Raw genomic sequence first — 21,174 nt, 5'->3', positions numbered from 1 at the left:
CCCAAAGATACGCCCATACGTACCACCCGTTTACTTATGCAACACTACTTAAACTGCCACACCTTCGTTGATGAGCTGGCTATGGTGCGTGGGCGACAGGCTGTGCTGCACCAGCACATGGGCCAGTTCGTGGCCGCGGGTCTGGTTCTGGCGGGCATTCACCAGCAGGTATTCGGGCACGGCAAACCCCAGGTTGCGCTGCACAACCGGCCTCGAATCGGCCGTGTTGTTCCAGACGTAAAAGTCGATTTTCTTGGCTGCGGGCACCGGAAAGGTAGCTTCAATACTCTGGTAGGCCCGCTCGCGGTCGGCTGCATACTGGGCCAGGGCCGGCACCTGTTCCGGCGACTGGAAATGAAGCCGCAGGTGAGCTGTTTCCACCACTTTCCATTCGGCGAAAAAAGGAGTTAGCTGGTAGGCCTGCAACCGCCGTTGCGCGTACCGGGTAGCGTTTGGGGTGCTGTTGAGGGCTACGCACGCTGCCAGGGCGGTGCGGGCCTGATCGGGGTGGTCGGTATAGTAGTAGGCCAAGCCCAGGTAGCCCAGGCTCCAGGCGCGCACGCCATCGGGGCCGGGCGGCACCTGACTGCTTTTCTCCAGATGCGGAACCGCCTTATTAAACCGGTGTTGGTCGGCATAAGCGCGGCCGACCAACAGGTGCAGAATCGGCTGCTCGTCGTTTTGCCGCAGCGAGGTTTCGCCCTGCGCAATGAGTTGGTCGAGTTGGCCGCTCAGGTACAGGGCGCTGGCTTCCTCAGTCGTCTGGGCCCGAGCCCAGCCAGCCACTGCCACCAGAGCGGCCACCAGTATCCTTCGGGCTAAAGAGAGTGTACGCGAAGTTCGATGGCGCATTTTCTGGATGGCTGAAGACCTGGGCAAAAGCCGCCCGACGGCTAAAATATGATATCTGTGGCATTGGCAAAATAGGCGCTCAAAATCATTCGCAAACACCCAGGTAACCGGAGGCCGTTGTTTTGCGGTTCAAAACGTCCGGAGGGTCAGGCAGAGTGCTGGCCCGGCGCTACTGCTCTGGCTATTAATATTAAGCTAGCTCGATGCGCTTAGGGGCCATTTCTTCGGCGTAATCCTGGATAACTTGCCGTAGTAGCTGCATGTCACGGGGGCACTGTTGGGCGAAATCCTGCCAGTTGGTGAGCGTGAGCACCGGTGGCATCTCCACGATGGCGATGATAGAATCCCAGAAGGCGTCCCAGCTCGGGCCGTACCAGTCTTCAAAGCCCAACTGCTCCTTGAACAGCTGGTGAATTGCGGTTTTGCTGGTAATACCTGTGAGGTCGAGGGTCATGGGGACTTATAAAGCGGTAGTAGCGCGAACTTTGTAGTTCGCGACCCGGAACGACTCGGCAGCAGGTAGCAGGAATTCGATTTTGCCCGGTGCCGGTCGTTCGGGGCCGCGAACTACAAAGTTCGCGCTACTATCGCTCTATTAGCCCGGTGTCGGTTGTTCGTCGGCGCTTACAAAGTTCACGCTGCTGTCCTATCTTAACCGTATGAGACAGCTGCTGTATTATGAGCGCAACCTGCCGCACCGTCTGCCACCGGGCTCTGATCTGTTCTTGACGTTCCGCCTGGCTGGCTCTCTGCCCAGCAGCGTAGTAGCCCGATTGCAGAATCAGTTTCGGAGCAGCGAAGCAGATAGCGCCGAGCTGACTTACGCCCAGCAGCGCCGCTATTTCGGCCGCTTCGATACGCTATTGGACGGCGCAGCCCAGGGGCCGGTGTGGCTACGCGAGCCAGCCGTAGCCGAAGTAGTAGCTGCTTCGCTACGCCATTTTCATGGGAAAGCATACCACCTGGTCTGCTACTGCATTATGCCTAACCACGTGCATGCTGTCGTTTCCTTGGCAGAAGATGCGCCTTTGCTGGCTGATACGCTGCAACGCCTCAAGGGCTACACGGCGCTGCAAGCCAATAAGCTGCTGAATCGAACCGGGCAGTTCTGGCAGCGCGAAACCTACGACCATATCGTGCGCAGCGGTGAAGAGATGCAACGCGTGGTTGCCTACGTGGTGAATAACCCGGTGAAAGCCGGCCTGGCCGAAAGCTGGGAACAATGGCCCTACACATACTGGCCGGATACGTTAGGGTAGTAACGCGAACTTTGTAGTTCGCGGCTATGAACAACCCGATAGCATGAATCCATTTTTCGCGCCGCTCGCTTATTGTTGCCGTTCCGGGTCGCGAACTACAAAGTTCGCGTTACTGCCCGGCTACCCCGCAGTGTCGCCCAGCTCGTCGCCGTCGTCGACCAGCACGCGGGCCAGCTTTTCGATGTTGAGGCTGCGGGCGGAAGCGTCGAAGATCTCGCGGTAGGTGCCGCGCTGGTCGTAGAGCTGCTCGTGGGTGCCGCTTTCCACCATGCGGCCCTGCTTCATTACGTAGATGCAGTCGGCATCCACAATCTGGGCCAGGCTGTGGGAGATGATGACCACCGTGCGGCCCTGCTTGATGGCGTCGAGCGAGTTCTTGATTTGCTCGGTGGCAATAGCGTCGAGCGAGGCGGTGGGTTCGTCGAGAAAGATGATGGGCGGGTCTTTCAGGAACAGCCGGGCAATGGCGATACGCTGCTGCTGCCCGCCCGAGAGCTGCTGGGCGTCACTCTGGTAGCCTTTGGGCAGCTCCATAATCTGCTCGTGCAGGTAGGCCTGGCGGGCGGCGTGCTCCACCTGGGCCAGTGTAGCATCCATCACGCCGTAGCGGATATTCTCCTCGATGGTGCCCTTGAAAATGTGGTTCTTCTGCAGCACCAGCCCAATTTGTCGGCGCAGCGCGTGGGTGTCGTAGTCGGCCAGCGGGCGGCCGTCGAGCAGCATCCGGCCGCGGTCGGGGGCGTAGAACTTGCAGAGCAGGTTGATGATGGTACTCTTGCCGGCCCCACTCAGGCCCACCAGGGCGGTGGTTTTGCCGGCCTCAATCGTCAGGCAGACGTCGTGCAGGGCTTGGGTGCCGCTGGGGTAGGTGAAATCGACGTGGCAGATGTCGAAGGTGCCGTGCAGGTGCGGCGGTTGCAGGCGGCCGGTGGGCTCCACGGCGTTCTGGGCATCCAGAATATCGAAGAAGCCCTCGGAGTAAGTGAGGGCGTCGTTCATCTCGTCGTAGATGCGGTGCAGCTGCCGGATGGGCGCCGACACGTTGTTGAACAGCAGAATGTGGAACATGATGGCCCCGATGCTTATTTGCCCGTCGAGCACGAGGTAGGCCGTGAGCACGATGATGAGCACCACGCCAATCTGCTCGGTGAAGGTTTTCAGGCCGTCGTAGCGGAAGCTGATGCGGCGCGTCTGGAGCTGGGCGGCCTGGAGCTCGTCCTGCAGCTGGTTCTGCTTGGTGGCCTCGTAGTCTTCGCGCACGAAACTCTTGATGACGATGGCCGAATCAATCAGGTTGACCAGGCCCTGACTGCGGGCCTCGCGCAGGCCGCGCAACGCCCGGCGGGTGCCATTGAGGCGGTCGGCCTGCCGGAAGCTCAGCCAGAAGTACACCGGCAGCACCGCCACCGCCACCAGCCCCACGTACAGGTTGGCCGCAAACATCACCACCAGCGCCACCACCGAGTTGGCAAACAGCGGCAGAATGTCGATAAAGAAGTTCTGTACCAGCTTCATCAAACTCTCCACGCCCCGGTCGATGCGGGTCTGGAGCTTGCCGGTCTGGTTGCCGGTGTCGGCATAGAAGCCCAGCTGGTAGCCCACCACGCGCTGCACCGCCTCGTGCATCAGGCGGCCCGACACGCTGATGCGGATTTTTTCGCCGAAATACCGCTGCCCGAACTGGATGAAGGTGTAGATGATTTCCTTGCCCAGCAGCAGCCCGCTCACCAGCAGCAGCAAGTCCATGCCCTGCGCCAAGCCCTTGTTCTGGTTGAGTAGCCCCTGCACCGTATCCACGGTGTAGCGCAGCACGAACGGGTTGACCTGCGCCGCCAGCGAGCCAACCAGCGTGAGCAGCAGCGTGCCCAGCACCAGCCCGCGGTAGGGCCGCACGTACGGGAACAGGCGTTGAATAATCTGCCAGAGGCTCATTTAGTCGGGCTTAAGTGTGGAACCGGTTAGAAGACGGATAGGGCGGGGGGAGGTTTGTAGTATGGGCCCGAAACGACGGTGGCAAGTATAGGCCAAATCCTGGCCCGCTCATCAGGTTCGATGCAACCGCCGGTTTGTTTCCGGGTTTTTGGACTTCTCCCTCACTTATATTCCTGCGTATGCTGCACACTTTCCGCTTCCTCGTGCTGGCCGGCTCGCTGGCCGCCGCCACCCCTGCACTGGCCCAGTCGGGCGGCACCAAGGCCGACCCGGCCATGCTCGCCAAGATTAAAGATGAAGGCCTGAACCGCTCCAAAGTGATGGAAACAGCCTTTTACCTGACCGACGTGAGCGGCCCGCGCCTGGCCGGCTCCGAGGGCCTGGCCCGCGCCAACGAGTGGAGCCGCAAGCAACTCGCCGACTGGGGCCTGACCAAGGCCAACATCGAGCCCTGGGGCACGTTCGGCCGCGGCTGGAATATTGACAAGTCGTACCTGGCCATGACGGCGCCCTACTACCACGCCCTCATCGGAGCCCCCAAAGCTTGGACGCCCGGCACCAACGGCGCGCTCAAAAAGCGGGTAATGGTGGTAAAAGCCGTTTCCGAAGCCGACCTCGACAAGTACAAGGGCCAGCTGCGCGACAAAATTGTGCTGCTCGATGTGGCCAACCCGCCCAAGCCGTCCTTCGAGCCCGATGCCCGCCGCCACACCGACGAGGCGCTGCAGAAAATGGCCGAATACAAGCCGGAAGCCCCCACCGCCACGCCCAAGCCCGCCGACCCTAAAGCCGATGAGCAGCTGAAAAACCGTCGCGCTATGTTCGCTCTGCGCGGCAAGCTGCTCGACATGGTGCAGGCCGAGGGCGCCGCTGCCATCCTGAGTTCGCGCGGTGGTTCCGACGGCACGTTCTTCACCTCCAACGGCGCGCCCTACGCCGCCGATGCCAAGCCCGTGCTGCCCGAAATAGAAATGGCCCCCGAAGATCTGCTGCGCCTGATTCGCCTTTCGGAAGCCGGCCTGCCGGTGGAAGTGGAAATGGAAACCCGCACCCGCTTTCAGGACCAGGACCTGAAGGGCTACAACGTGGTAGCCGAAATTGCCGGCACCGACCGCAAGCTTAAGAGCGAAGTAGTGATGCTGGGTGCCCACATCGACTCGTGGCACGCCGCCACCGGGGCTACCGATAATGCCGCCGGCGTGGCCGTGATGATGGAGGCCGTGCGCCTGCTGAAGGCCGCCGGCGTGCAGCCGCGCCGCACCATTCGCATCGCGCTCTGGGGAGAAGAGGAGCAGGGCCTGTTCGGCTCGCGGGGCTACGTGAAAAACCACTTCGCCGACCCCGCTACCATGAAGCTGCTACCCGCCCACGAGAAGCTGGCTGCCTATTTCAACCTCGACAACGGCGCCGGTAAAATCCGGGGCATCTACGCCCAGGGCAACGAGGCCGCCGCCCCCATTTTCCGCGAGTGGATTGCCCCAATGGCCGACATGGGCGCTACCACCGTTACGCTGCGCAACACCGGTGGCACCGACCACCTGGCCTTCGACGCCGTGGGCCTGCCGGGCTTCCAGTTCATCCAGGACCCGCTCGATTACGGCACCCGCACCCACCACACCAACATGGATACCTACGAGCGCCTGCCCGCCGACGACCTCAAGCAGGCCGCCGTGGTGGTAGCCTCGTTTGTGTACCAGGCCGCCATGCGCGACCAGAAACTGCCCCGCAAGCCGCTGCCGGTAGCCAAAGCCGATAACCGCTAAGTTGCCTGGCGTACTGTAGCTTTCAGCCAGACAGAAAGCCGGCCCATCAGGGTCGGCTTTTTCGTTGGTGGTACTTCCTACTTTACAGGCGCACTACTGCTGTGCTCCTCACGAAGTGAAATGCAAAAACGCAGTAGATAGCAGGGAAAGGCCCCGTACCCCATTGCGAGAAGAGCATATCGACGAATTCAGGTGAAGGGCTCCTTATACCTCCCGTAAAACTCGTTTAGCAGAGCACCGTTTCTGTTCCCAGAATCGAGTTGACCTAACGGCGCGGGGCTAGCCAGTCCACCACATACAGGCCCGCCAGCAAGCTGCTTAGGGAGTTGAAGGGAAAGCCGCCGTGCGCCAACCTGTACAGATACGAGTAGTTGCAATTGCCAGGTAATGCCGGCTTGTGCTACGCCGCCAAGAAGGGCTCCAGGGCATTCAGCGTTTCAATCGGGGCGCTCAGGTGCGGGCAGTGCCCACTTACAGGCAGGGTGATGAGCCGGGCCGTGGGGAAGCGGGCCAACAGAAAAGCGCCGACTTCCGGAGGCGCTATCAGGTCGTGGGCGCACTGCACCAGCAGGCAGGGCGTGTGGCAGTGGCCAACGTCGGGGCGGTTGTCGGCCAAAAAAGTAACCCGGGCAAAGCGCTTGGCAATAACCGGGTCGCTTTGGCAAAAGCTGTGCAGCAATTCCGCCGAGAGCAGGGGCCGGTCGGGGTTGCCCATGATAAAAGGTGCAAATTCATCGGCCCAGCCCACAAAGTCCTGGTCCATGAATGCGAGCATATCGTAAATGTCCTGCCGCTCGAAACCGCCATGGTAGCTGTTTTCGTTGAGATAATGGGGAGAAGGACAAAGCAGTAGCAACTTCTCAAACCACGCGGGCTCCCGGATGGCCGCCAGCATCCCAATCATGGCGCCCACCGAATGGCCCACCAGCGTTACAGCGCGCAGCTCCAGCTCCCGGCAGATGTCGAGCACGTCCTCCGCATAGCCTTCCAGCGAGTTGTACTTGACCGGGTCATAGGCCGTCAGGTCGGAGAGGCCCGCGCCCACGTGGTCGAACATAACCAGCCGGTACTGGCCCGACAGAGCAGGCGTGATGAAGCGCCAGATAGTCTGGTCGCAGCCGAAGCCGTTAACAAACAGCAGGATCTTTTCCCCGCCGCCCAGAATGCGCACATTATTGCGCTTGAGAATAGCAGACATACGCGAACTAGCTAAATGATAAGTAAGCTGCGAAACTGTTTGCAAATATCCGAAACCGCTAAAAACGTCCTGCTTCCTGTAGGGTCGGCTTAGATGTATAGTCCCAGCGTGAGGTGGGTCGGGTCCTGCGTAAAGTTAACGGGGTTTTTCTGCCACTCGGCACAGACAAATTCATGTGGCGTGAGGCCGCGTAAAGTCTTGAGCCGCTTGGCGTGGTTATAGGCCAGCAAAAAGGCTTGCAGGTGCTCGTTGAGCTCTTGCGTCGTCTGATAGTGAAAGCGCTGGACGGTGGCCTCTTTCAGCGTGCGATTCATCCGTTCGACCTGGCCATTGGTCCAAGGGTGAGCGGGCTTGGTCAGGCGATGCTCCACGCCGTATTCGCGGCAAACGCGGTCAAAACTGTGCCCGCCTGGTAGTACTTGATGCGGCTGCGCCGTGAACTGGACGCCGTTATCGGTCAATACCTTGTGTACTTTGTAAGGCAGTTTGTCGAGCACGCGCCGTAGGAATTCTGCTGCTACCACCCGCTTCGCGCGCGGATGAAGTTCGGCAAAGGCGACCTTGCTGGTGCGGTCAATGGCCACAAACAGGTACTGCTTGCCTTCCTCGGTGTGCACTTCGGCAAAATCGACGTGCAGAAAGCCGATAGGGTAGTCCTTGAATTTCTTTTTCGGCGGGCTTTGGCCCTCTTCGCTTAGCGGCAAGCGGCTGATGCCGTGCCGTTGCAGACAGCGGTGCAGCGCCGAGCGTGAGAGGTGGGGGATGGTGGCCTGCAAAGCATACAGGCAATCATCGAGCGGCAGCAAGGTGTGCTTTCTAAAGGCCACGATAATGGCCTCCTGCGCGACGGTCAGCACCGTGGAAACCGGTGTCGGTCCCATCGCGGCATCCGTTGTCGTCGTGCGTTTGCGCCACTTAGCCACCGTTTTGGGGTTGATGCCGTGGCGGGCAGCTAGCGTTTGTAGGCTTTCCTGACTACGTTGGATAGCGGCCCGTATTGCCGAAGTTGTGCGGGCGCTGCCGTGGAGTATTTGTCCCATAGGTGTGTGCGAAATTCCAGGCCGAAAAATACACCATCTCTCTCTGGGACTATACATCTAGGGAAGCAGGGGATTACCGGAGGTTTAAATTAACTTCTCGTACAGGTTCGGAATTCAACTACCGTAAGGCAGCTACCTTGATTAAAAAGAAAGATATGCATGAATAGAAATACGTTGGAAATCCGCTTCGGTAGAAGCTCCAATGCTAAATTCGATTGGTCCGAAGCAACCGTTCGGTAGAAAAAGGGGAAAATACGCTGTTCATTTCTCCTGGATATTCCCCTGTGGAAGGCGTTTGGGGAGGAGCTGAGCTGCTTTCCACTGACTGCAACTACTCCTGTTCGCTTCGGCTCGGCGGCGCATAAGCTCCGGTTGGCAGATGCGTGTCACCACAACCCGCACGACCATAGCGCGCTCCGCGTATGGGTTGCGCGGCAAGAACCAGACCCCAGCCGAAGCAGATGCGCGTTTTCAATTCCGGCCGAAGTCGTTTCCTTCAACCAACTTGGGCACCTGTTAGCCAACTGGCTTCTCCCAAATATGTCTCTACGCCAATGGCAGGCCCAACTCAGCTAACGAAACCCCGCCTGCACGCCCTGTGCCTGGCCTACGTGCACGACCGAATGGCCGCCATCCAGGCGGCCGTAGCGGCGGCCCAGGAATCGGCCAACTCCGAAACCAAGAGCAGCGCCGGCGACAAGTACGAAACCGGCCGCGCCATGGCCCAGAATGAGCGCGACCGAAACCTGGTACAGCTCCAGCAGGCCCGCCAGCTTCTGGCCGAGCTCCAGCGCATCAACCCCGACCTGCCCTGCGACGCGGTGCGTCCCGGCGCGCTGGTGCACACGTCGTTGGGCTGGTTCTACCTCGGCATCAGCGCCGGCAAGCTCGTGCTGGAGGGCACCGACTACTTCGCCGTATCGGCGGCCGCACCGGTGGCCGCTGCCCTGGCCGGCAAGCGCCCGGGCGAAGCGGTGAGCTTCAACGGAAAATCAGTACAGGTTTTAGCGGTTAGCTGAATGACGTTCAGAGCAAAGTGTAGAATCTCGCGTGCTATTGTTGGGACTACTAACTCAACGTCAGCACGCGAGATTCTTCGCTTCGCTCTGAATGACGTTCACTAAATTCCCTTCAGCAGCCCCGCTACGCCTCTGATGTTCAGGCGGATGAAGTTGCGGACCCGTTCAAAGCGGCCCCGGGCTTCGTCCAGCTCCTCATCGGGTTCCAGCTGGCTGGGGCGGTGGGTGTCGAGCAGGGAGAAAACGGTTTCGGCCAGATCGAAGTAGCCCAGCAGCATGAGCAGCAGCAGCTTCTTATCGTCTTCGGCGTAGCCTTTAGTCCGGATGGCCTTTACCAGCGTGTCGAGCTGGGAAGTTTCATCTACAAACAGGTCACGGAGTACGGCCCGCTGGTGCTGGTAGTCGAGCAGCTGTTGGGACGTGGCAGCCGAGGCCGGAAACGGGAACGTGTCGGTGAAGCGCGTGGCGGCGCGGTAGTCGGTTTCGGCGGCGTAGATGGTGGCCAGGTGTTTTTGCAGGCTGGCCCAAAGGCCGGTGCGGGCTTTATCGAAGGCGGCAGAATCGGGAGGGGCGGGAGTGCTCACGGCGGAAGAAAGGGAGGCTGGTGGAGGCCCAAAGTACGCGGTTTTGGGCCGGTGGGGTTGGCAAGACGGTTGGTAAACGGTGGAAACCGTAGTTTTGCTGAGCCCGCCTGTCATTCTGAGCTTGCGAAGGACCTTATCACGTTACGATAAGTCGTTCGGACGTAATAAGGTCCTTCGCAAGCTCAGAATGACAGGCGGGCCAATCGAACCCAACCCCGCCCCATGCCCCCCAAAACTCCCAAGCGCGTTGCCTTACTCGGCTCTACCGGCTCCATTGGTACCCAGGCCCTCGACGTACTACGCGCTCAGCCCGGCCGGTTCACGCTCACAGCCCTCTCGGCCCAGTCCAATGCCGATTTGCTGGTGGCTCAGGCCCGCGAGTTTCGGCCCGCTGCTGTAGTTATCGGCGACGAAAGCAAGTACGCTCAGGTGCGTGAGGCGCTGGCCAGCCAGCCCGAAACCGAGGTGCTGGCCGGCGCCGATGCCTTAGTTGAGGTAGCTGGCCGGCCCGACACCGACGTGGTGCTGACGGCCATGGTGGGCTACGCCGGCTTGCTGCCCACGGTGGCGGCCATTAAAGCCGGCCACGATATTGCTTTGGCCAACAAGGAAACCCTGGTAGTGGCCGGCCAGCTGATAACCGAGCTGGTGCGCGAGCACGGCGTTAAGCTGCTGCCCGTCGATTCGGAGCACTCGGCCATTTTTCAGTGCCTGGTGGGGGAGGAGCAAAACCCCATCGAGAAAATCATCCTCACGGCTTCGGGCGGGCCGTTCAGGGGCCGTAGCCGGGCAGATCTGGCCCAGGTTACCCGCGCTCAGGCCCTCAAACATCCCAACTGGGACATGGGCGCCAAAATCACCATCGACTCGGCCTCGCTCATGAACAAGGGCCTCGAAGTAATCGAGGCCAAGTGGCTGTTTGGCCTCCGCAACGAGCAAGTGGAAGTTATTGTGCATCCGCAGAGCATTATCCACTCGCTGGTGCAGTTTGAAGACGGTTCGTTGAAGGCTCAGCTGGGCCTGCCCGACATGAAGCTGCCCATTCAGTACGCGCTGGGCTACCCGCAGCGGCTGGCCAACCAATTCCCGCGCTTCAGCTTCCTCGATTACCCGCAGCTAACGTTTGAGCCGGCCGATACCGCCGCTTTCCGCAACCTGGGGCTGGCTTTTGAAGCCATGCGCCGCGGCGGCAACGCACCCTGCATCCTCAATGCGGCCAACGAAATAGCCGTGGCCGCCTTCCTGCGCGACGAAATTGGGTTTCTGGAGATGTCAGACGTGGTAGAAACCAGCCTCGCACGGGTTTCGTACCTTGCCGCACCAACACTCGACGATTACGTGGCCACCGACCAGGAAGCGCGCCGCGTGGCTGCCGACCTGATCGGCGCCCGCGCCTGACACGCTGTCTGGAACCTGGCGAACCACGGGCCGCGGCGCGTTGTTTGTTGGGTTGTAAGAAGAGTAAAGAAAGCTCGTCATGCTTCGACTGCGCCTTCGCTCAGCATGACAGTCGGCTTCTTCACCCTCCCGCCCCATCACCTTTCCCCTTATCACCTCATTACCCTGCTCTTTTGGAAGGATTAATCATGGCCGGCAACCTGCTGCTGGGCCTTTCGCTGCTAGTTGGCCTGCACGAGTTCGGACACTTCGCGGCCGCCAAATACTTTAAAATCCGGGTCGATAAGTTTTACATCTTCTTCGACTTCCTGTTTCCGTTGCCCGGGGTGATGAATTTCGCCCTGTTCAAAAAGAAAATTGGCGAGACGGAGTACGGCCTCGGCTGGTTCCCGTTGGGCGGCTATGTGGCCATCCACGGCATGATCGACGAGACGCAGGATGCTGAGAGTCTCGCCGCCGAGCCGGCGCCCGACGAGTTCCGCTCGAAGCCGGCCTGGCAGCGCCTGATTGTGATGCTGGGCGGTATTATCATGAACGTGATTACCGGTATCGTTATCTTCACGCTGCTCACGTTCAGCTATGGCCAGAGTTATCTGCCGGCCTCGGAGGTGCGCTACGGCATTGTGCCAAGCGAGTTGGGCCAGGAAATGGGCTTCCGCGAGGGCGACAAAATCGTGAAAATCAACGGCCGGCCCTTCAATGATTTCAGCGACGTGTACAGTCCCGATGTCATTCTGGGCTCCAGTGCCTATTATACCGTCGACCGCGCCGGCCAGTTGGTAGATGTACCGGTGCCTCTCAACTTCATGGACCGCCTCGCCGACGAGGGCGAGCAGCGTTTCGTGCAGCCCCTCGACCCGTTTGTGGTAGACCAGGTGGTGCCCGGCAGCCCGGCCGCCAAAGCCGGCCTGCTGCCCCAGGACCGCATCCTGACCGTTGGCAGCGCCTCCATCCGGTTCTTCCCCGAGCTGCAAAAGGCGCTCAAGGACCAAGCCGGCAAGCCGGTGGCCGTGCGCGTAGAGCGTGCCGGCCAACCCGTAGCCCTGAATGTAAAAGTGGACGAGGACGGCAAAATTGGCTTCCTGCCGAAGTCGCTGCTCAAATTTGAAACCCGCGAGTATGGGCTGATCGAGGCCATTCCGGTAGGTACCAAGCAGGCCTTCGGCGTCGTGACCACCCAAATGAAGGCGTTTGGTAAGATTTTCCGGGGCGAAGCTTCCTTCCGCAAATCGGTGGGTGGCCCAATTGAAATTGCCCAGCAGTACGGTGGTACCTGGGACTGGCTGCGGTTCTGGACACTGACGGGCCTGCTCTCTATGGTACTGGCCTTTATGAACCTGCTGCCCATCCCGGCCCTCGACGGCGGCCATGTGGTGTTCCTGCTCTACGAAATGGTGGCCGGCCGCAAGCCTTCCGATGCCTTCATGGAAAACGCCCAGAAGGTAGGCATGATGATTATTCTGGGCCTGATGGCCTTTACGCTCATTATTAATCCGCTCATTAAGACCTTCGGAGAATAAGATTGCCTCATTGAATGGAAAAGCCGTGTTGCTCGTTGGGGTGGCACGGCTTTTTCTTGCGCTGTATCTTTCCCGCGCTTCTTTGTGGGAAATCCCTCTAGAAAAAATGCCCAAGCTCCTCCGAATTCTACCGTTGCTCCTGTTGCTCAGCCTCGCGGCCTGGGCGCACACCTACCACGCCAGTCTGATGGAGCTGCGCGTCAACCCCGACAAGCAGCGGCTCGAAATTGCCCTCAAAGTCTTCACCGACGACCTGGAAAACGCGCTTTCGCAGGGCCAGCCAAACCCCTACACCATCGACCGGCTTTCCCGTGCCCAACTCGACCCGCTGCTGCTGAATCTGCTGCGGCGGGAGGTGCAGCTTAGCGCCCAGCCCGGCCGGCTGCTGCCGCTCACGCTGGTAGGGCTCCAAAAGGAAACCGACTCGCACTGGCTTTTCTTTACTGCTCCGCTGCCGGCCACGGCCACCAGCGTTACGCTTCGTCAAAGCCTGTTGCTCACCATCTTCCCAGACCAGATGAACCTCGTCAACCTCACCGCGGGCAAGCAGAAGGAGAGTTTCCTGTTCCGCAGCGGCAACGAGGAGCAGGAGCTGAAGTGGTGAATCTACCCGTCATTGCGAGAAGGCACGACGAAGCAATCCGTGGGAGCAAGGCGCAAAACCCTTTAAGCACAAAGCCTCTGACTTGAGCATGTCGGAGGCTTTGTGCTTATAGAGGTGAACTGCTGTGTACGAGCGGATTGCTTCGCGTTGCCCGCAATGACAGAACATTCATCTACCGCTACCACCCATCATCCCCACCGGCTGGTTTGGGTGCGGGCTGGCCGGTTGGGGTGGGGTCGGCTTTAAACTGCTCGTCGCCGGCTGGCTTAATGACGCGGAACTCCACGCGGCGGTTGGTACGGGCATCTTCGCGCGTTCTTTCCTCTTTTAAAGGCTTTTCGCTGCCGTAACCCATGCTTTCCACGCGGTTGGGGGGCAGCTTACCTTTCTGCTCGATATAGCGGCGGATGGCCTCGGCACGGTCCTGCGACAGTTTCAGGTTGAAGTCAATGTCGCCGCGGCTGTCGGTGTGGCCCGCAATGTTGAGTCGGAACGTGGGGTGGTCGACGAGGAAAGTGGCAATCCGGTCGAGGGTGGGGTACATGGTCGGCCGGATGTTGGCCTTGTCCTGGTCGAACTCGATGTTTTGAAACACCATGGGCAGCTGATAGTCGATGGCGTTGGTCATCAGCTGAAACACCGTGTCGTTCTTCAGCGCAAAGCTCTTCTCAACACTGAAAAAGTCGGGACTCTGAATGAGCATCACGTAGTGCGAGCCTTCCATGAGGTCGAAATCGAAGGAACCGTCGTCGCGCAGATACTTGCTAGCCACTTCAATCCCGTTGTCGGTATCGATAATGCTGACCAGGCCGTTGAGCGGCTTGCGGCTTACCGAATCGATGAGCGAGCCCTCGATGTGCGTGGTGGCGGTGGGCTGGGCCTCCATCGGCAGTGGGAAGGAGTAAAGGTCCAGGTTCTTCATATCGGCCTGCTCGGAACGGGCGTAATAGAGGTCTTTCGAGTCGGCGTCGATGGTGAAGTAATACTCCGAGCCCTTGCCGTTCACCAGCGGCCCAATGTTGATGGGTTCCTGCCAGCGCCCCCGGGTGCGGTAGGTTTTATAGATATCGAAGTCGCCGAAATTGAGCAGCTGCCCCCGCGAGCTGAAGTAGAGTACGTGGTAGAGCGGGTGGTAAAACGGGCTCACCTCACTCTCGCGGGTGTTGACTACCGGCCCCATATTCTGGGCCGGCGTCCACTGCCCGGCCTTGTTCTTCACGGTAAACCAGATGTCCGATAGGCCGAAGCCGCCGAGCCGGTCGGAGGCAAAGTACAGCGTGTCCTCACCCGGCGACAGGGTCGGCTGCGAGTCCCAGGCTGGCGAGTTTACGTTGGCCCCCAGGCTTTTGGGCATGCTCCATTTGCCATCCTGGAAAGTAGCCTCGTACAGGTCGCAGTTGCCCTGGCAGGTAGGGCACTCGCAACGGGCAAAGTACAGCGTTTTGCCGTCTTTGCTGATGCAGGCCGAACCCTCGTTATAGGCCGAATTAATGGGTTTGGGCAATGGTTCGGCTTCGGTCCAGAGGCCGTTTTCGCGGCGCGACTGGTAAATGTCTTCATCGGAAACCTCCTGCAGCCGGCCGCGGGTTTTGCGCTTCGAAGTGAAATACAGCAGGTTGGCATCGGTGTTGAGCGTGGGGCCATAATCCTCCTTTTTTGAGTTGATGGCCTCGCCCATGCTGGTGTACACGCCTTTGGGCGGCCGGAACGTGGCAATGCTCTTGCGGTACTCTACCAGCTCGTAGTACTTTTGGAGGGGCACGTACAGCTCAGTTTCCTTCTGTTCGAGCGAATCGTAGTACTGTTGCACCTTCGTCAGGCTGTGGCGGCGGTGCTTGAGGGCGAGCCGGAAATAGGCGCGGGCCCGCTGCTCGTCGCCGGCCTTGTCCCAGAGCTGGCCCAGCCGCCACAGCAGTTGCGTGTCGCGGTAAAAGTTTTCGGTGCCAAACTGGCCCACGTAGGTTTCGAGCAGGTTGCGGGCTGCCGGCCAGTTCTTGCGCTTTTCGGCCTGCTGAATGGCGCGCAGGGCTTTTTTGTCGCGGAAGTACGCCAGCCGATTCACGTTCGGAAACAGCGGCGTGGCGTCGGGCCGGGCCCGCAGCTGGCGGATAACTTTGGCCGACAACGGCCGCTGGGCATAGGTCGGGGCTTTCTGCTGACCAACTGCCGGCACTGCCGCTCCGAAGCCCAGCAGCATCCCGCCGACAAATAGTAAAATGACGAATCGAAGCATAAACAGCGCGGCACCGGCAGTAAGCAGCGGGCCGGCGTCAAAAATAGGAAAATTTCGATGTGGTTGGTGGCGCCGCGCGGGATTATAAGGACAGTCATGCTGAGCGAAGGTGGAGCCGAAGTCGAAGCATCTCTACCGCAATGGTAAATTTTGGTAGCAGAAGTACTTTGGCGGTAGAGATGCTTCGACTTCGGCTTTGGCTCCGCCTTCGCTCGGCATGACGGTCTCCTCATTCATGCACCCGCCTGCCTGCCGATGTGGCAAAGCCTGGCCGTGGCACGGCGCTTGCCGAGCCTGTACCTGCAGTGTTGCTCCGCCGTAAAGGAGCACTCGTCTGGGGGGCTGACCTGCCATTGTGGCACCCCACCCCCTTCTTTGCCCGTCTTTTCGCCTCGTATGAGCTATTCCTTCCCGCCTAACGCTTCGCTATCCTCGTTACTGCTGATGACCGACGACTCCACCGAGATGGTGTCCATTGTGGCCGCCGACCCCGACCAGCCCATGACCCCCGGCGAGCAGCCCGAGGTGCTGCCGCTGCTGCCGGTACGCAATACGGTGCTGTTTCCGGGCGTGGTGCTGCCGGTTACCGTAACGCGCAAAAAGAGCATTCGGCTGGTGCGTAAGGCCTACAAGGGCAACAAGCTGATTGGCGTGGTGGCCCAGAAAAACGGCGAGTCCGATGACCCCGCGCTGGCCGATATGTACCAGGTGGGCACGCTGGCCCGCATCCTGAAGATGCTGGTGCTGCCTGATGGCAATACCACCATTATCATCCAGGGCCAGTCGCGCTTCCGCATTGAGGAACAGGTGCAGGAAACGCCTTATATAACGGCCCGCGTCAGCTACGCGCCGGAGGCTTTCCCAGGCAAAAGCTCCCGCAGCCTCAAGGCGCTGGTGTCGTCGCTCAAGGAGGCGGCTTCCCGCATGCTTAAGCTCAACCCTGAAATCCCGCAGGAAGCCCAGGTGGCCCTCGATAACATCGAGTCGCCGGCCTTCCTGACGCATTTTCTGTCGTCCAACCTCAATGTGGAGGTGAGTGTGAAACAGCAGCTGCTCGAAACCAACGACGGCGTGGAGCGCGGCACCAAGCTGCTGGAGCTGATGCTCAAGGAGATTCAACACCTGGAAATCAAGCGCGAAATCCACACCAAGGTCCACACCGACATCGACCAGCAGCAGCGCGACTACTTCCTGCGCCAGCAGATAAAAGTGCTCCAGGACGAGCTGGGCTTCGATGGACCCGAGCAGGATGCCGACAAACTGCGCCAGCGGGCCAAGGGCAAAAAGTGGCCCGAAGCCGTGGCCAAGCACTTCGAGAAGGAGCTCGACAAGCTCACGCGCCTCAACCCCCAGGCCGCCGAGTACCCCATCAGCGTGAATTACGTGGAGTACCTGCTCGATTTGCCCTGGGGCGAGTACACCAAGGACAATTTCAACCTCAAGCGCACACAGCGTATCCTCGACCAAGACCACTACGGCATGGAAAAGGTGAAGGCGCGCATTATAGAGTACCTGGCGGTGCTCAAGCTGAAAAACGACCTGAAAGCGCCGATTCTGTGCCTTTACGGCCCCCCTGGCGTGGGTAAAACTAGTTTGGGCCGCTCCATTGCCAAGGCGCTGGGCCGCAAGTACGCCCGGCTGAGCCTGGGCGGCGTGCGCGACGAGGCCGAAATCAGGGGACACCGCAAAACCTACGTGGGCGCCATGCCCGGCCGCATTATCGCCCAGATCAAGAAGGCCGGCGCCGCCAACCCGGTTATCGTGCTCGATGAAATCGACAAGCTGGCCTCCGACTTCCGCGGCGACCCCAGCTCGGCGCTGCTCGAAGTGCTCGACCCCGAGCAGAATTCGACCTTCACCGACAATTACCTGGAGGTGGAGTACGACTTGAGCCGGGTGCTGTTCATTGCCACCGCCAACTCGCTCGACACCATTCAGCCCGCCCTGCGCGACCGGATGGAAATAATTGACCTGACCGGCTACACGCTGGAGGAGAAAAGCCAGATTGCCAAAAAGCACCTCTGGCCCAAGCTGCTCGAAGAGCACGGCCTCGGCCCCAAAGATGCCGCCGTGAGCACGGCGGCCCTGCAACGCGTGATTGATGACTACACCCGCGAAAGCGGCGTGCGGAGCCTGGAGCGCAAGCTCGGCGGCCTGGTGCGCAATGTGGCCAAAAGCAAGGCCCTCGACGAAAGTTACCCCGCCACGCTGCAGCCCGCCGATGTGAAGCGCATCCTCGGCGCGCCCATTTTCGACCGCGACCAGTACCAGGACAACGAAACGGCCGGCGTGGTAACGGGCCTGGCCTGGACCAGCGTCGGCGGTGATATTCTGTTCATTGAAAGCCTGCTGAGCCGGGGCCGGGGCAAGCTCACGCTCTCGGGCCAGCTCGGCGATGTGATGAAGGAATCGGCCGTGACGGCGCTGAGCTACCTGCGCAGCCGCGCCGACGAGCTGGGCATCGACTACCGCCTCTTCGACCAGTACGACCTGCACATTCACTTCCCCGAGGGCGCGGTACCCAAGGACGGGCCCAGCGCCGGCATTGCCATCTTCACCAGCATTGCCTCGGTGTTCACCCAGCGCAAAATCCGCAGCCATCTGGCCATGACGGGCGAAATAACCCTGCGCGGCAAGGTGCTGCCGGTGGGCGGCATCAAGGAGAAAATCCTGGCCGCCCGCCGCGCCGGCATCAAGGACATCATCCTCTGCCCCAAAAACCGCAAAGACATCGAGGAAATAGCGCCGCATTACCTGCAGGGCCTCAGCATCCATTACGCCGACCGCGTGGACGATGTGTTGCGCGTGGCTCTGCTGGATGAGCAGGTAGCGCACCCCATGAAGCTGGTGGTGCGCGACGAGACGCCCGCGCCGCTGGGGCCGAGCGTGGAAGTGCAGTAGGGGAGTAGTAGGCCCAAAAGAACGGTTATGCTTCGGCAAACTCAGCATGGCCATTCTTCCAGTACCGAGTTACGCACACCGCACAATAAATACGGCCGCCGCAACGTCCTGTCCGGGAACTGCTTTATCTTACCGTTGATGAACCAACTCCTACGCCGCACCGCCGTTGCTTTTGCCGTTTCGGGCCTTACGCTGGGCGCCGCACAAGCCCAGATTGGGGGGCAGCGGGCCTTCTCGTTTCTGAACCTGCCCACCAGCGCTAAACTGGCCGGTCTGGGCGGCGTCAATACCTCGTCGCGCGATGCCGATGGCACCATGCTCTACGCCAACCCGGCCCTGCTTAACGCCGATATGGACGGTCGGCTGGCCTTGGGGTTCGTCGATTACTTGGCCGACATCAAGCAGAGCACGGCCGTATATGTGTTCAATACGGCTAAAGCTGGCCGGATAGGCGTGGGGCTGACCTACCTTAACTACGGCGAGTTCGAGCAGTTCGACCCGGCCCGCAACTCGCTGGGCAAGTTTTCGGTGAACGAGTACGCGCTGAGCTTGTCCGATTCCTACACGTCGGGCGTGTTCACGCTGGGCGGTACGCTCAAGCTGGCCGGCTCGGGCATTGCCGGCAACCACTCGTATGCCGTGCTGGCCGATGTAGGTGGCCTGTTCAAGCACCCCACGGCCGATTTTACGGTGGGCCTGGTGGTGCGCAACGCCGGGGTGCAGCTTAAGGCCTACGATGGGGCCGAGCGCGAGCCAATGCCATTCGATGTGCAGCTGGGTGCGTCTATCAAGCCCGAGCACCTCCCGTTCCGGTTTTCCCTCACGGCCCATCACCTCCAGCAGCTCGACATTGTATACCTCGACCCCAGCCAGCGCGGCCAGATTGACGAGAACGGCAACGAAGTGAAGCCCCAAAAGAGCCTGGGCGACAAGATTGCGCGCCACTTCGCCGTGGGTGGCGAACTACTGCTAAGCAAAAACCTGAACGTCCGCGTCGGCTACAACCACCTCCAGCGCCGCGAGTTGCGCCTCGATAATACTGCGGGTGGGGCCGGCTTTTCGTTTGGGGTAATGTTGCGCATCAGCCAGTTTCAGCTCGATTACACGCACGCTGGCTACCATGCCTCGGGCGGCGCCAATTACTTTACCGTAGCCCGCAACCTCGACTCGCTGTTCAAAAAACAACCTTGACTTGCATGTGCTAAATGTGAAGAATGTGTGAAATGTGGCTGTTCAAAGGTTATGGTCATTACAGTTTGCAAACTTATTCGGCTCCCGCGCCTTCTCACATTTTACACATTCCGCACATTACCCACATTCTCCTTATGCTTGAATCAGCAGATTTTCTGACCCCGGCCCAGATTGTGGCCGAACTCGATAAATACATCATCGGTCAGCACGAGGCCAAGCGCCACGTAGCCATTGCCCTGCGCAACCGCTGGCGCCGCCTGCGGGCTGCCCCCGAAATGCGCGAAGAAATAGTGCCCAACAACATCCTCATGATTGGCTCGACCGGCGTGGGAAAAACCGAAATTGCTCGTCGGCTGGCGGGTATTTCCGGCTCACCCTTCGTGAAGGTGGAAGCCTCCAAGTTCACGGAAGTCGGCTACGTAGGGCGCGACGTGGAGAGCATGGTGCGCGACCTAGTGGAGCAGTCGGTGAACATGGTCAAAACCCGCCGCAAGGAGGAAGTAAAGGGGAAGGCCGCCGAGCTGGTGGAAGAGGCCATCCTCGACATTTTGATTCCGCCTGTAACCGGCGCGCCCGGCGCAATGCCCAAGCCAGCCCTAGGCTGCCCTACTTCCGCCGGCGAGGTGCCCGACTCCGACCAGGAGCTGAATGAGCGTACCCGGGAGCGTTTTCGCGAGAAAATCCGCAATGGCGAACTGGACGACCGCAAAATTGAGATTCAGGTGCAGCAGGGCGGCGGCGGCATTAGTGTGCTGGGCGGCGCCCCCGGTGGCATGGACGAGGCCAGCATGGCCGGCATCCAGGATATGCTGGGTTCGATGATGCCCAAGAAAACCCGCAAGCGCAAGGTAACCGTGGCCGAAGCCCGCAAGCTGCTCTTCGACGAGGAAGCCGCCAAGCTCATCGACATGGATGAGGTGAAGGATGAGGCTGTGCGGCACGCCGAAAACTCAGGCATCATCTTCATTGACGAAATAGATAAGGTAGCCAGTAAGAGCAGCAAGGGCGGTGGTGGCGGCCCCGATGTAAGCCGCGAAGGCGTGCAGCGCGACTTGCTGCCCATCGTCGAGGGGTCGGCCGTGAGTACCAAGTATGGCATTGTCCACACCGACCACATCTTGTTCATTGCTGCCGGGGCCTTCCATGTAGCCAAGCCCTCCGACCTCATCCCCGAGCTGCAGGGCCGCTTCCCCATTCGCGTTGAGTTGCAGAGCCTGACCAAGGACGACTTCTACCAGATTCTAAAAGACCCTAAGAATGCCCTCACCAAGCAATACGAGGCGCTTTTGAAGGCGGAGGACGTAGAACTGACATTTGAGGATTCCGCCCTGGAGCGCTTGGCCGAAATTGCCTTCGAAGTAAACAGCGAAGTCGAAAATATCGGCGCCCGCCGCCTGCACACCGTTATGAGCCGCTTGCTCAACGACATTCTCTTCGACGTGCCCGACAAAATCGGAGCCCACGCCCGTATCCTCATCGACCGCGCCTTGGTGGAGGAGCGCCTGACCGATATGGTTCGCAACCGCGACCTGAGCCAGTACATTCTGTAAGTCAAAGAGAATAAGTCAAAGAGAATAAGTCAAAGAGAATAAGTCAAAAAGTCAAAGCCCGCTTTATTCGAAGCAGGCGGGGAGAAGTAGTATAGCGGAACGATTCGTGAGTACGGTCGTACCAGTTGTA

General features: G+C 60.0%; 16 protein-coding genes. 9 read left to right on the top strand and 7 right to left on the bottom strand.

Annotated elements, in window-relative coordinates:
- Window positions 1-48: 48 nt before the first annotated feature.
- Together J7E24_RS02605 and J7E24_RS02600 are read right to left on the bottom strand one after the other, a co-directional pair.
- Window positions 49-852 (bottom strand): hypothetical protein, encoded by an 804-nt coding sequence (locus J7E24_RS02605; protein WP_215134825.1) that lies wholly within the window; start codon window positions 850-852, stop codon window positions 49-51.
- Window positions 853-1,042: 190 nt separating this feature from the next.
- A complete protein-coding gene (locus J7E24_RS02600) occupies window positions 1,043-1,306 on the bottom strand; it encodes a barstar family protein (RefSeq protein WP_215134823.1) in 264 nt (87 codons plus the stop codon).
- Between the two features lie 205 nt (window positions 1,307-1,511).
- Between J7E24_RS02600 and J7E24_RS02595 the strand changes: the two genes are divergently transcribed.
- Window positions 1,512-2,111, top strand: a complete 600-nt coding sequence (locus J7E24_RS02595) for an REP-associated tyrosine transposase (RefSeq protein ID WP_215134822.1) — start codon at window positions 1,512-1,514, stop codon at window positions 2,109-2,111.
- Window positions 2,112-2,231: 120 nt separating this feature from the next.
- On the opposite strand, the gene J7E24_RS02590 is transcribed toward J7E24_RS02595, so the two are convergent.
- Window positions 2,232-4,043: an ABC transporter ATP-binding protein gene (locus tag J7E24_RS02590; RefSeq protein WP_215134820.1), complete on the bottom strand. Its 1,812-nt coding sequence runs from the start codon at window positions 4,041-4,043 to the stop codon at window positions 2,232-2,234.
- Window positions 4,044-4,222: 179 nt separating this feature from the next.
- Here J7E24_RS02590 and J7E24_RS02585 point away from each other — a divergent pair, with 179 nt between their 5' ends.
- Window positions 4,223-5,806: a M28 family metallopeptidase gene (locus J7E24_RS02585; protein ID WP_215134818.1), complete on the top strand. Its 1,584-nt coding sequence runs from the start codon at window positions 4,223-4,225 to the stop codon at window positions 5,804-5,806.
- A 400-nt stretch (window positions 5,807-6,206) separates the two neighbouring features.
- On the opposite strand, the gene J7E24_RS02580 is transcribed toward J7E24_RS02585, so the two are convergent.
- Together J7E24_RS02580 and J7E24_RS02575 are read right to left on the bottom strand one after the other, a co-directional pair.
- Window positions 6,207-7,004 (bottom strand): alpha/beta fold hydrolase, encoded by a 798-nt coding sequence (locus J7E24_RS02580; RefSeq protein ID WP_215134816.1) that lies wholly within the window; start codon window positions 7,002-7,004, stop codon window positions 6,207-6,209.
- Window positions 7,005-7,093: 89 nt separating this feature from the next.
- A complete protein-coding gene (locus J7E24_RS02575; protein ID WP_215134814.1) occupies window positions 7,094-8,044 on the bottom strand; it encodes an IS481 family transposase in 951 nt (316 codons plus the stop codon).
- Between the two features lie 554 nt (window positions 8,045-8,598).
- On the opposite strand from J7E24_RS02575, the gene J7E24_RS02570 reads away from it, so the two are divergent.
- Window positions 8,599-9,063, top strand: coding sequence for a 3-oxoacyl-ACP synthase (locus tag J7E24_RS02570; RefSeq protein ID WP_215134806.1), 465 nt, complete (start codon window positions 8,599-8,601; stop codon window positions 9,061-9,063).
- Window positions 9,064-9,164: 101 nt separating this feature from the next.
- Here the strand turns inward: J7E24_RS02570 and J7E24_RS02565 are convergent, their stop codons facing one another.
- Window positions 9,165-9,647, bottom strand: a complete 483-nt coding sequence (locus J7E24_RS02565; protein ID WP_215134804.1) for a hypothetical protein — start codon at window positions 9,645-9,647, stop codon at window positions 9,165-9,167.
- 222 nt (window positions 9,648-9,869) lie between these two features.
- Between J7E24_RS02565 and J7E24_RS02560 the strand changes: the two genes are divergently transcribed.
- The 3 genes from J7E24_RS02560 (at window position 9,870) to J7E24_RS02550 (ending at window position 13,169) form a co-directional block, all read left to right on the top strand.
- Window positions 9,870-11,045, top strand: coding sequence for a 1-deoxy-D-xylulose-5-phosphate reductoisomerase (locus J7E24_RS02560; RefSeq protein WP_215134802.1), 1,176 nt, complete (start codon window positions 9,870-9,872; stop codon window positions 11,043-11,045).
- A gap of 173 nt (window positions 11,046-11,218) precedes the next feature.
- The gene (gene rseP / locus J7E24_RS02555; protein WP_251046983.1) at window positions 11,219-12,565 is read left to right on the top strand and encodes an RIP metalloprotease RseP; all 1,347 of its coding nucleotides are present in this window, start codon (window positions 11,219-11,221) and stop codon (window positions 12,563-12,565) included.
- Between the two features lie 106 nt (window positions 12,566-12,671).
- Window positions 12,672-13,169, top strand: a complete 498-nt coding sequence (locus tag J7E24_RS02550) for a DUF6702 family protein (RefSeq protein WP_215134800.1) — start codon at window positions 12,672-12,674, stop codon at window positions 13,167-13,169.
- Between the two features lie 178 nt (window positions 13,170-13,347).
- Here J7E24_RS02550 and J7E24_RS02545 read toward each other — a convergent pair whose 3' ends face one another.
- Complete coding sequence (locus tag J7E24_RS02545) at window positions 13,348-15,402, bottom strand: OmpA family protein (protein ID WP_251046982.1); 2,055 nt, start codon at window positions 15,400-15,402, stop codon at window positions 13,348-13,350.
- A gap of 444 nt (window positions 15,403-15,846) precedes the next feature.
- Between J7E24_RS02545 and lon the strand changes: the two genes are divergently transcribed.
- From lon to hslU, 3 genes are all read left to right on the top strand, one after another.
- Window positions 15,847-18,303: an endopeptidase La gene (gene lon, locus J7E24_RS02540; RefSeq protein ID WP_215134798.1), complete on the top strand. Its 2,457-nt coding sequence runs from the start codon at window positions 15,847-15,849 to the stop codon at window positions 18,301-18,303.
- A gap of 138 nt (window positions 18,304-18,441) precedes the next feature.
- Window positions 18,442-19,494: a type IX secretion system protein PorQ gene (porQ, locus tag J7E24_RS02535; protein WP_215134796.1), complete on the top strand. Its 1,053-nt coding sequence runs from the start codon at window positions 18,442-18,444 to the stop codon at window positions 19,492-19,494.
- A gap of 134 nt (window positions 19,495-19,628) precedes the next feature.
- Window positions 19,629-21,044 (top strand): ATP-dependent protease ATPase subunit HslU, encoded by a 1,416-nt coding sequence (gene hslU / locus J7E24_RS02530; RefSeq protein ID WP_215134794.1) that lies wholly within the window; start codon window positions 19,629-19,631, stop codon window positions 21,042-21,044.
- Window positions 21,045-21,174: the final 130 nt, after the last annotated feature.

This window comes from Hymenobacter sp. ISL-91, assembly GCF_018613725.1.
In the GTDB taxonomy this organism is placed as follows: domain Bacteria; phylum Bacteroidota; class Bacteroidia; order Cytophagales; family Hymenobacteraceae; genus Hymenobacter.
This window is presented reverse-complemented; position numbering and strand designations above follow the sequence as displayed.

What these genes read in the sequence shown, in the direction of transcription:
- J7E24_RS02605 (WP_215134825.1), bottom strand. Translation starts at nt 852, where the DNA reads ATGCGCCATCGAACTTCGCGTACACTCTCTTTAGCCCGAAGGATACTG.
- J7E24_RS02600 (WP_215134823.1), bottom strand. Translation starts at nt 1,306, where the DNA reads ATGACCCTCGACCTCACAGGTATTACCAGCAAAACCGCAATTCACCAG.
- J7E24_RS02595 (WP_215134822.1), top strand. Translation starts at nt 1,512, where the DNA reads ATGAGACAGCTGCTGTATTATGAGCGCAACCTGCCGCACCGTCTGCCA.
- J7E24_RS02590 (WP_215134820.1), bottom strand. Translation starts at nt 4,043, where the DNA reads ATGAGCCTCTGGCAGATTATTCAACGCCTGTTCCCGTACGTGCGGCCC.
- J7E24_RS02585 (WP_215134818.1), top strand. Translation starts at nt 4,223, where the DNA reads ATGCTGCACACTTTCCGCTTCCTCGTGCTGGCCGGCTCGCTGGCCGCC.
- J7E24_RS02580 (WP_215134816.1), bottom strand. Translation starts at nt 7,004, where the DNA reads ATGTCTGCTATTCTCAAGCGCAATAATGTGCGCATTCTGGGCGGCGGG.
- J7E24_RS02575 (WP_215134814.1), bottom strand. Translation starts at nt 8,044, where the DNA reads ATGGGACAAATACTCCACGGCAGCGCCCGCACAACTTCGGCAATACGG.
- J7E24_RS02570 (WP_215134806.1), top strand. Translation starts at nt 8,599, where the DNA reads ATGGCAGGCCCAACTCAGCTAACGAAACCCCGCCTGCACGCCCTGTGC.
- J7E24_RS02560 (WP_215134802.1), top strand. Translation starts at nt 9,870, where the DNA reads ATGCCCCCCAAAACTCCCAAGCGCGTTGCCTTACTCGGCTCTACCGGC.
- J7E24_RS02550 (WP_215134800.1), top strand. Translation starts at nt 12,672, where the DNA reads ATGCCCAAGCTCCTCCGAATTCTACCGTTGCTCCTGTTGCTCAGCCTC.
- J7E24_RS02545 (WP_251046982.1), bottom strand. Translation starts at nt 15,402, where the DNA reads ATGCTTCGATTCGTCATTTTACTATTTGTCGGCGGGATGCTGCTGGGC.
- lon (WP_215134798.1), top strand. Translation starts at nt 15,847, where the DNA reads ATGACCGACGACTCCACCGAGATGGTGTCCATTGTGGCCGCCGACCCC.
- porQ (WP_215134796.1), top strand. Translation starts at nt 18,442, where the DNA reads ATGAACCAACTCCTACGCCGCACCGCCGTTGCTTTTGCCGTTTCGGGC.
- hslU (WP_215134794.1), top strand. Translation starts at nt 19,629, where the DNA reads ATGCTTGAATCAGCAGATTTTCTGACCCCGGCCCAGATTGTGGCCGAA.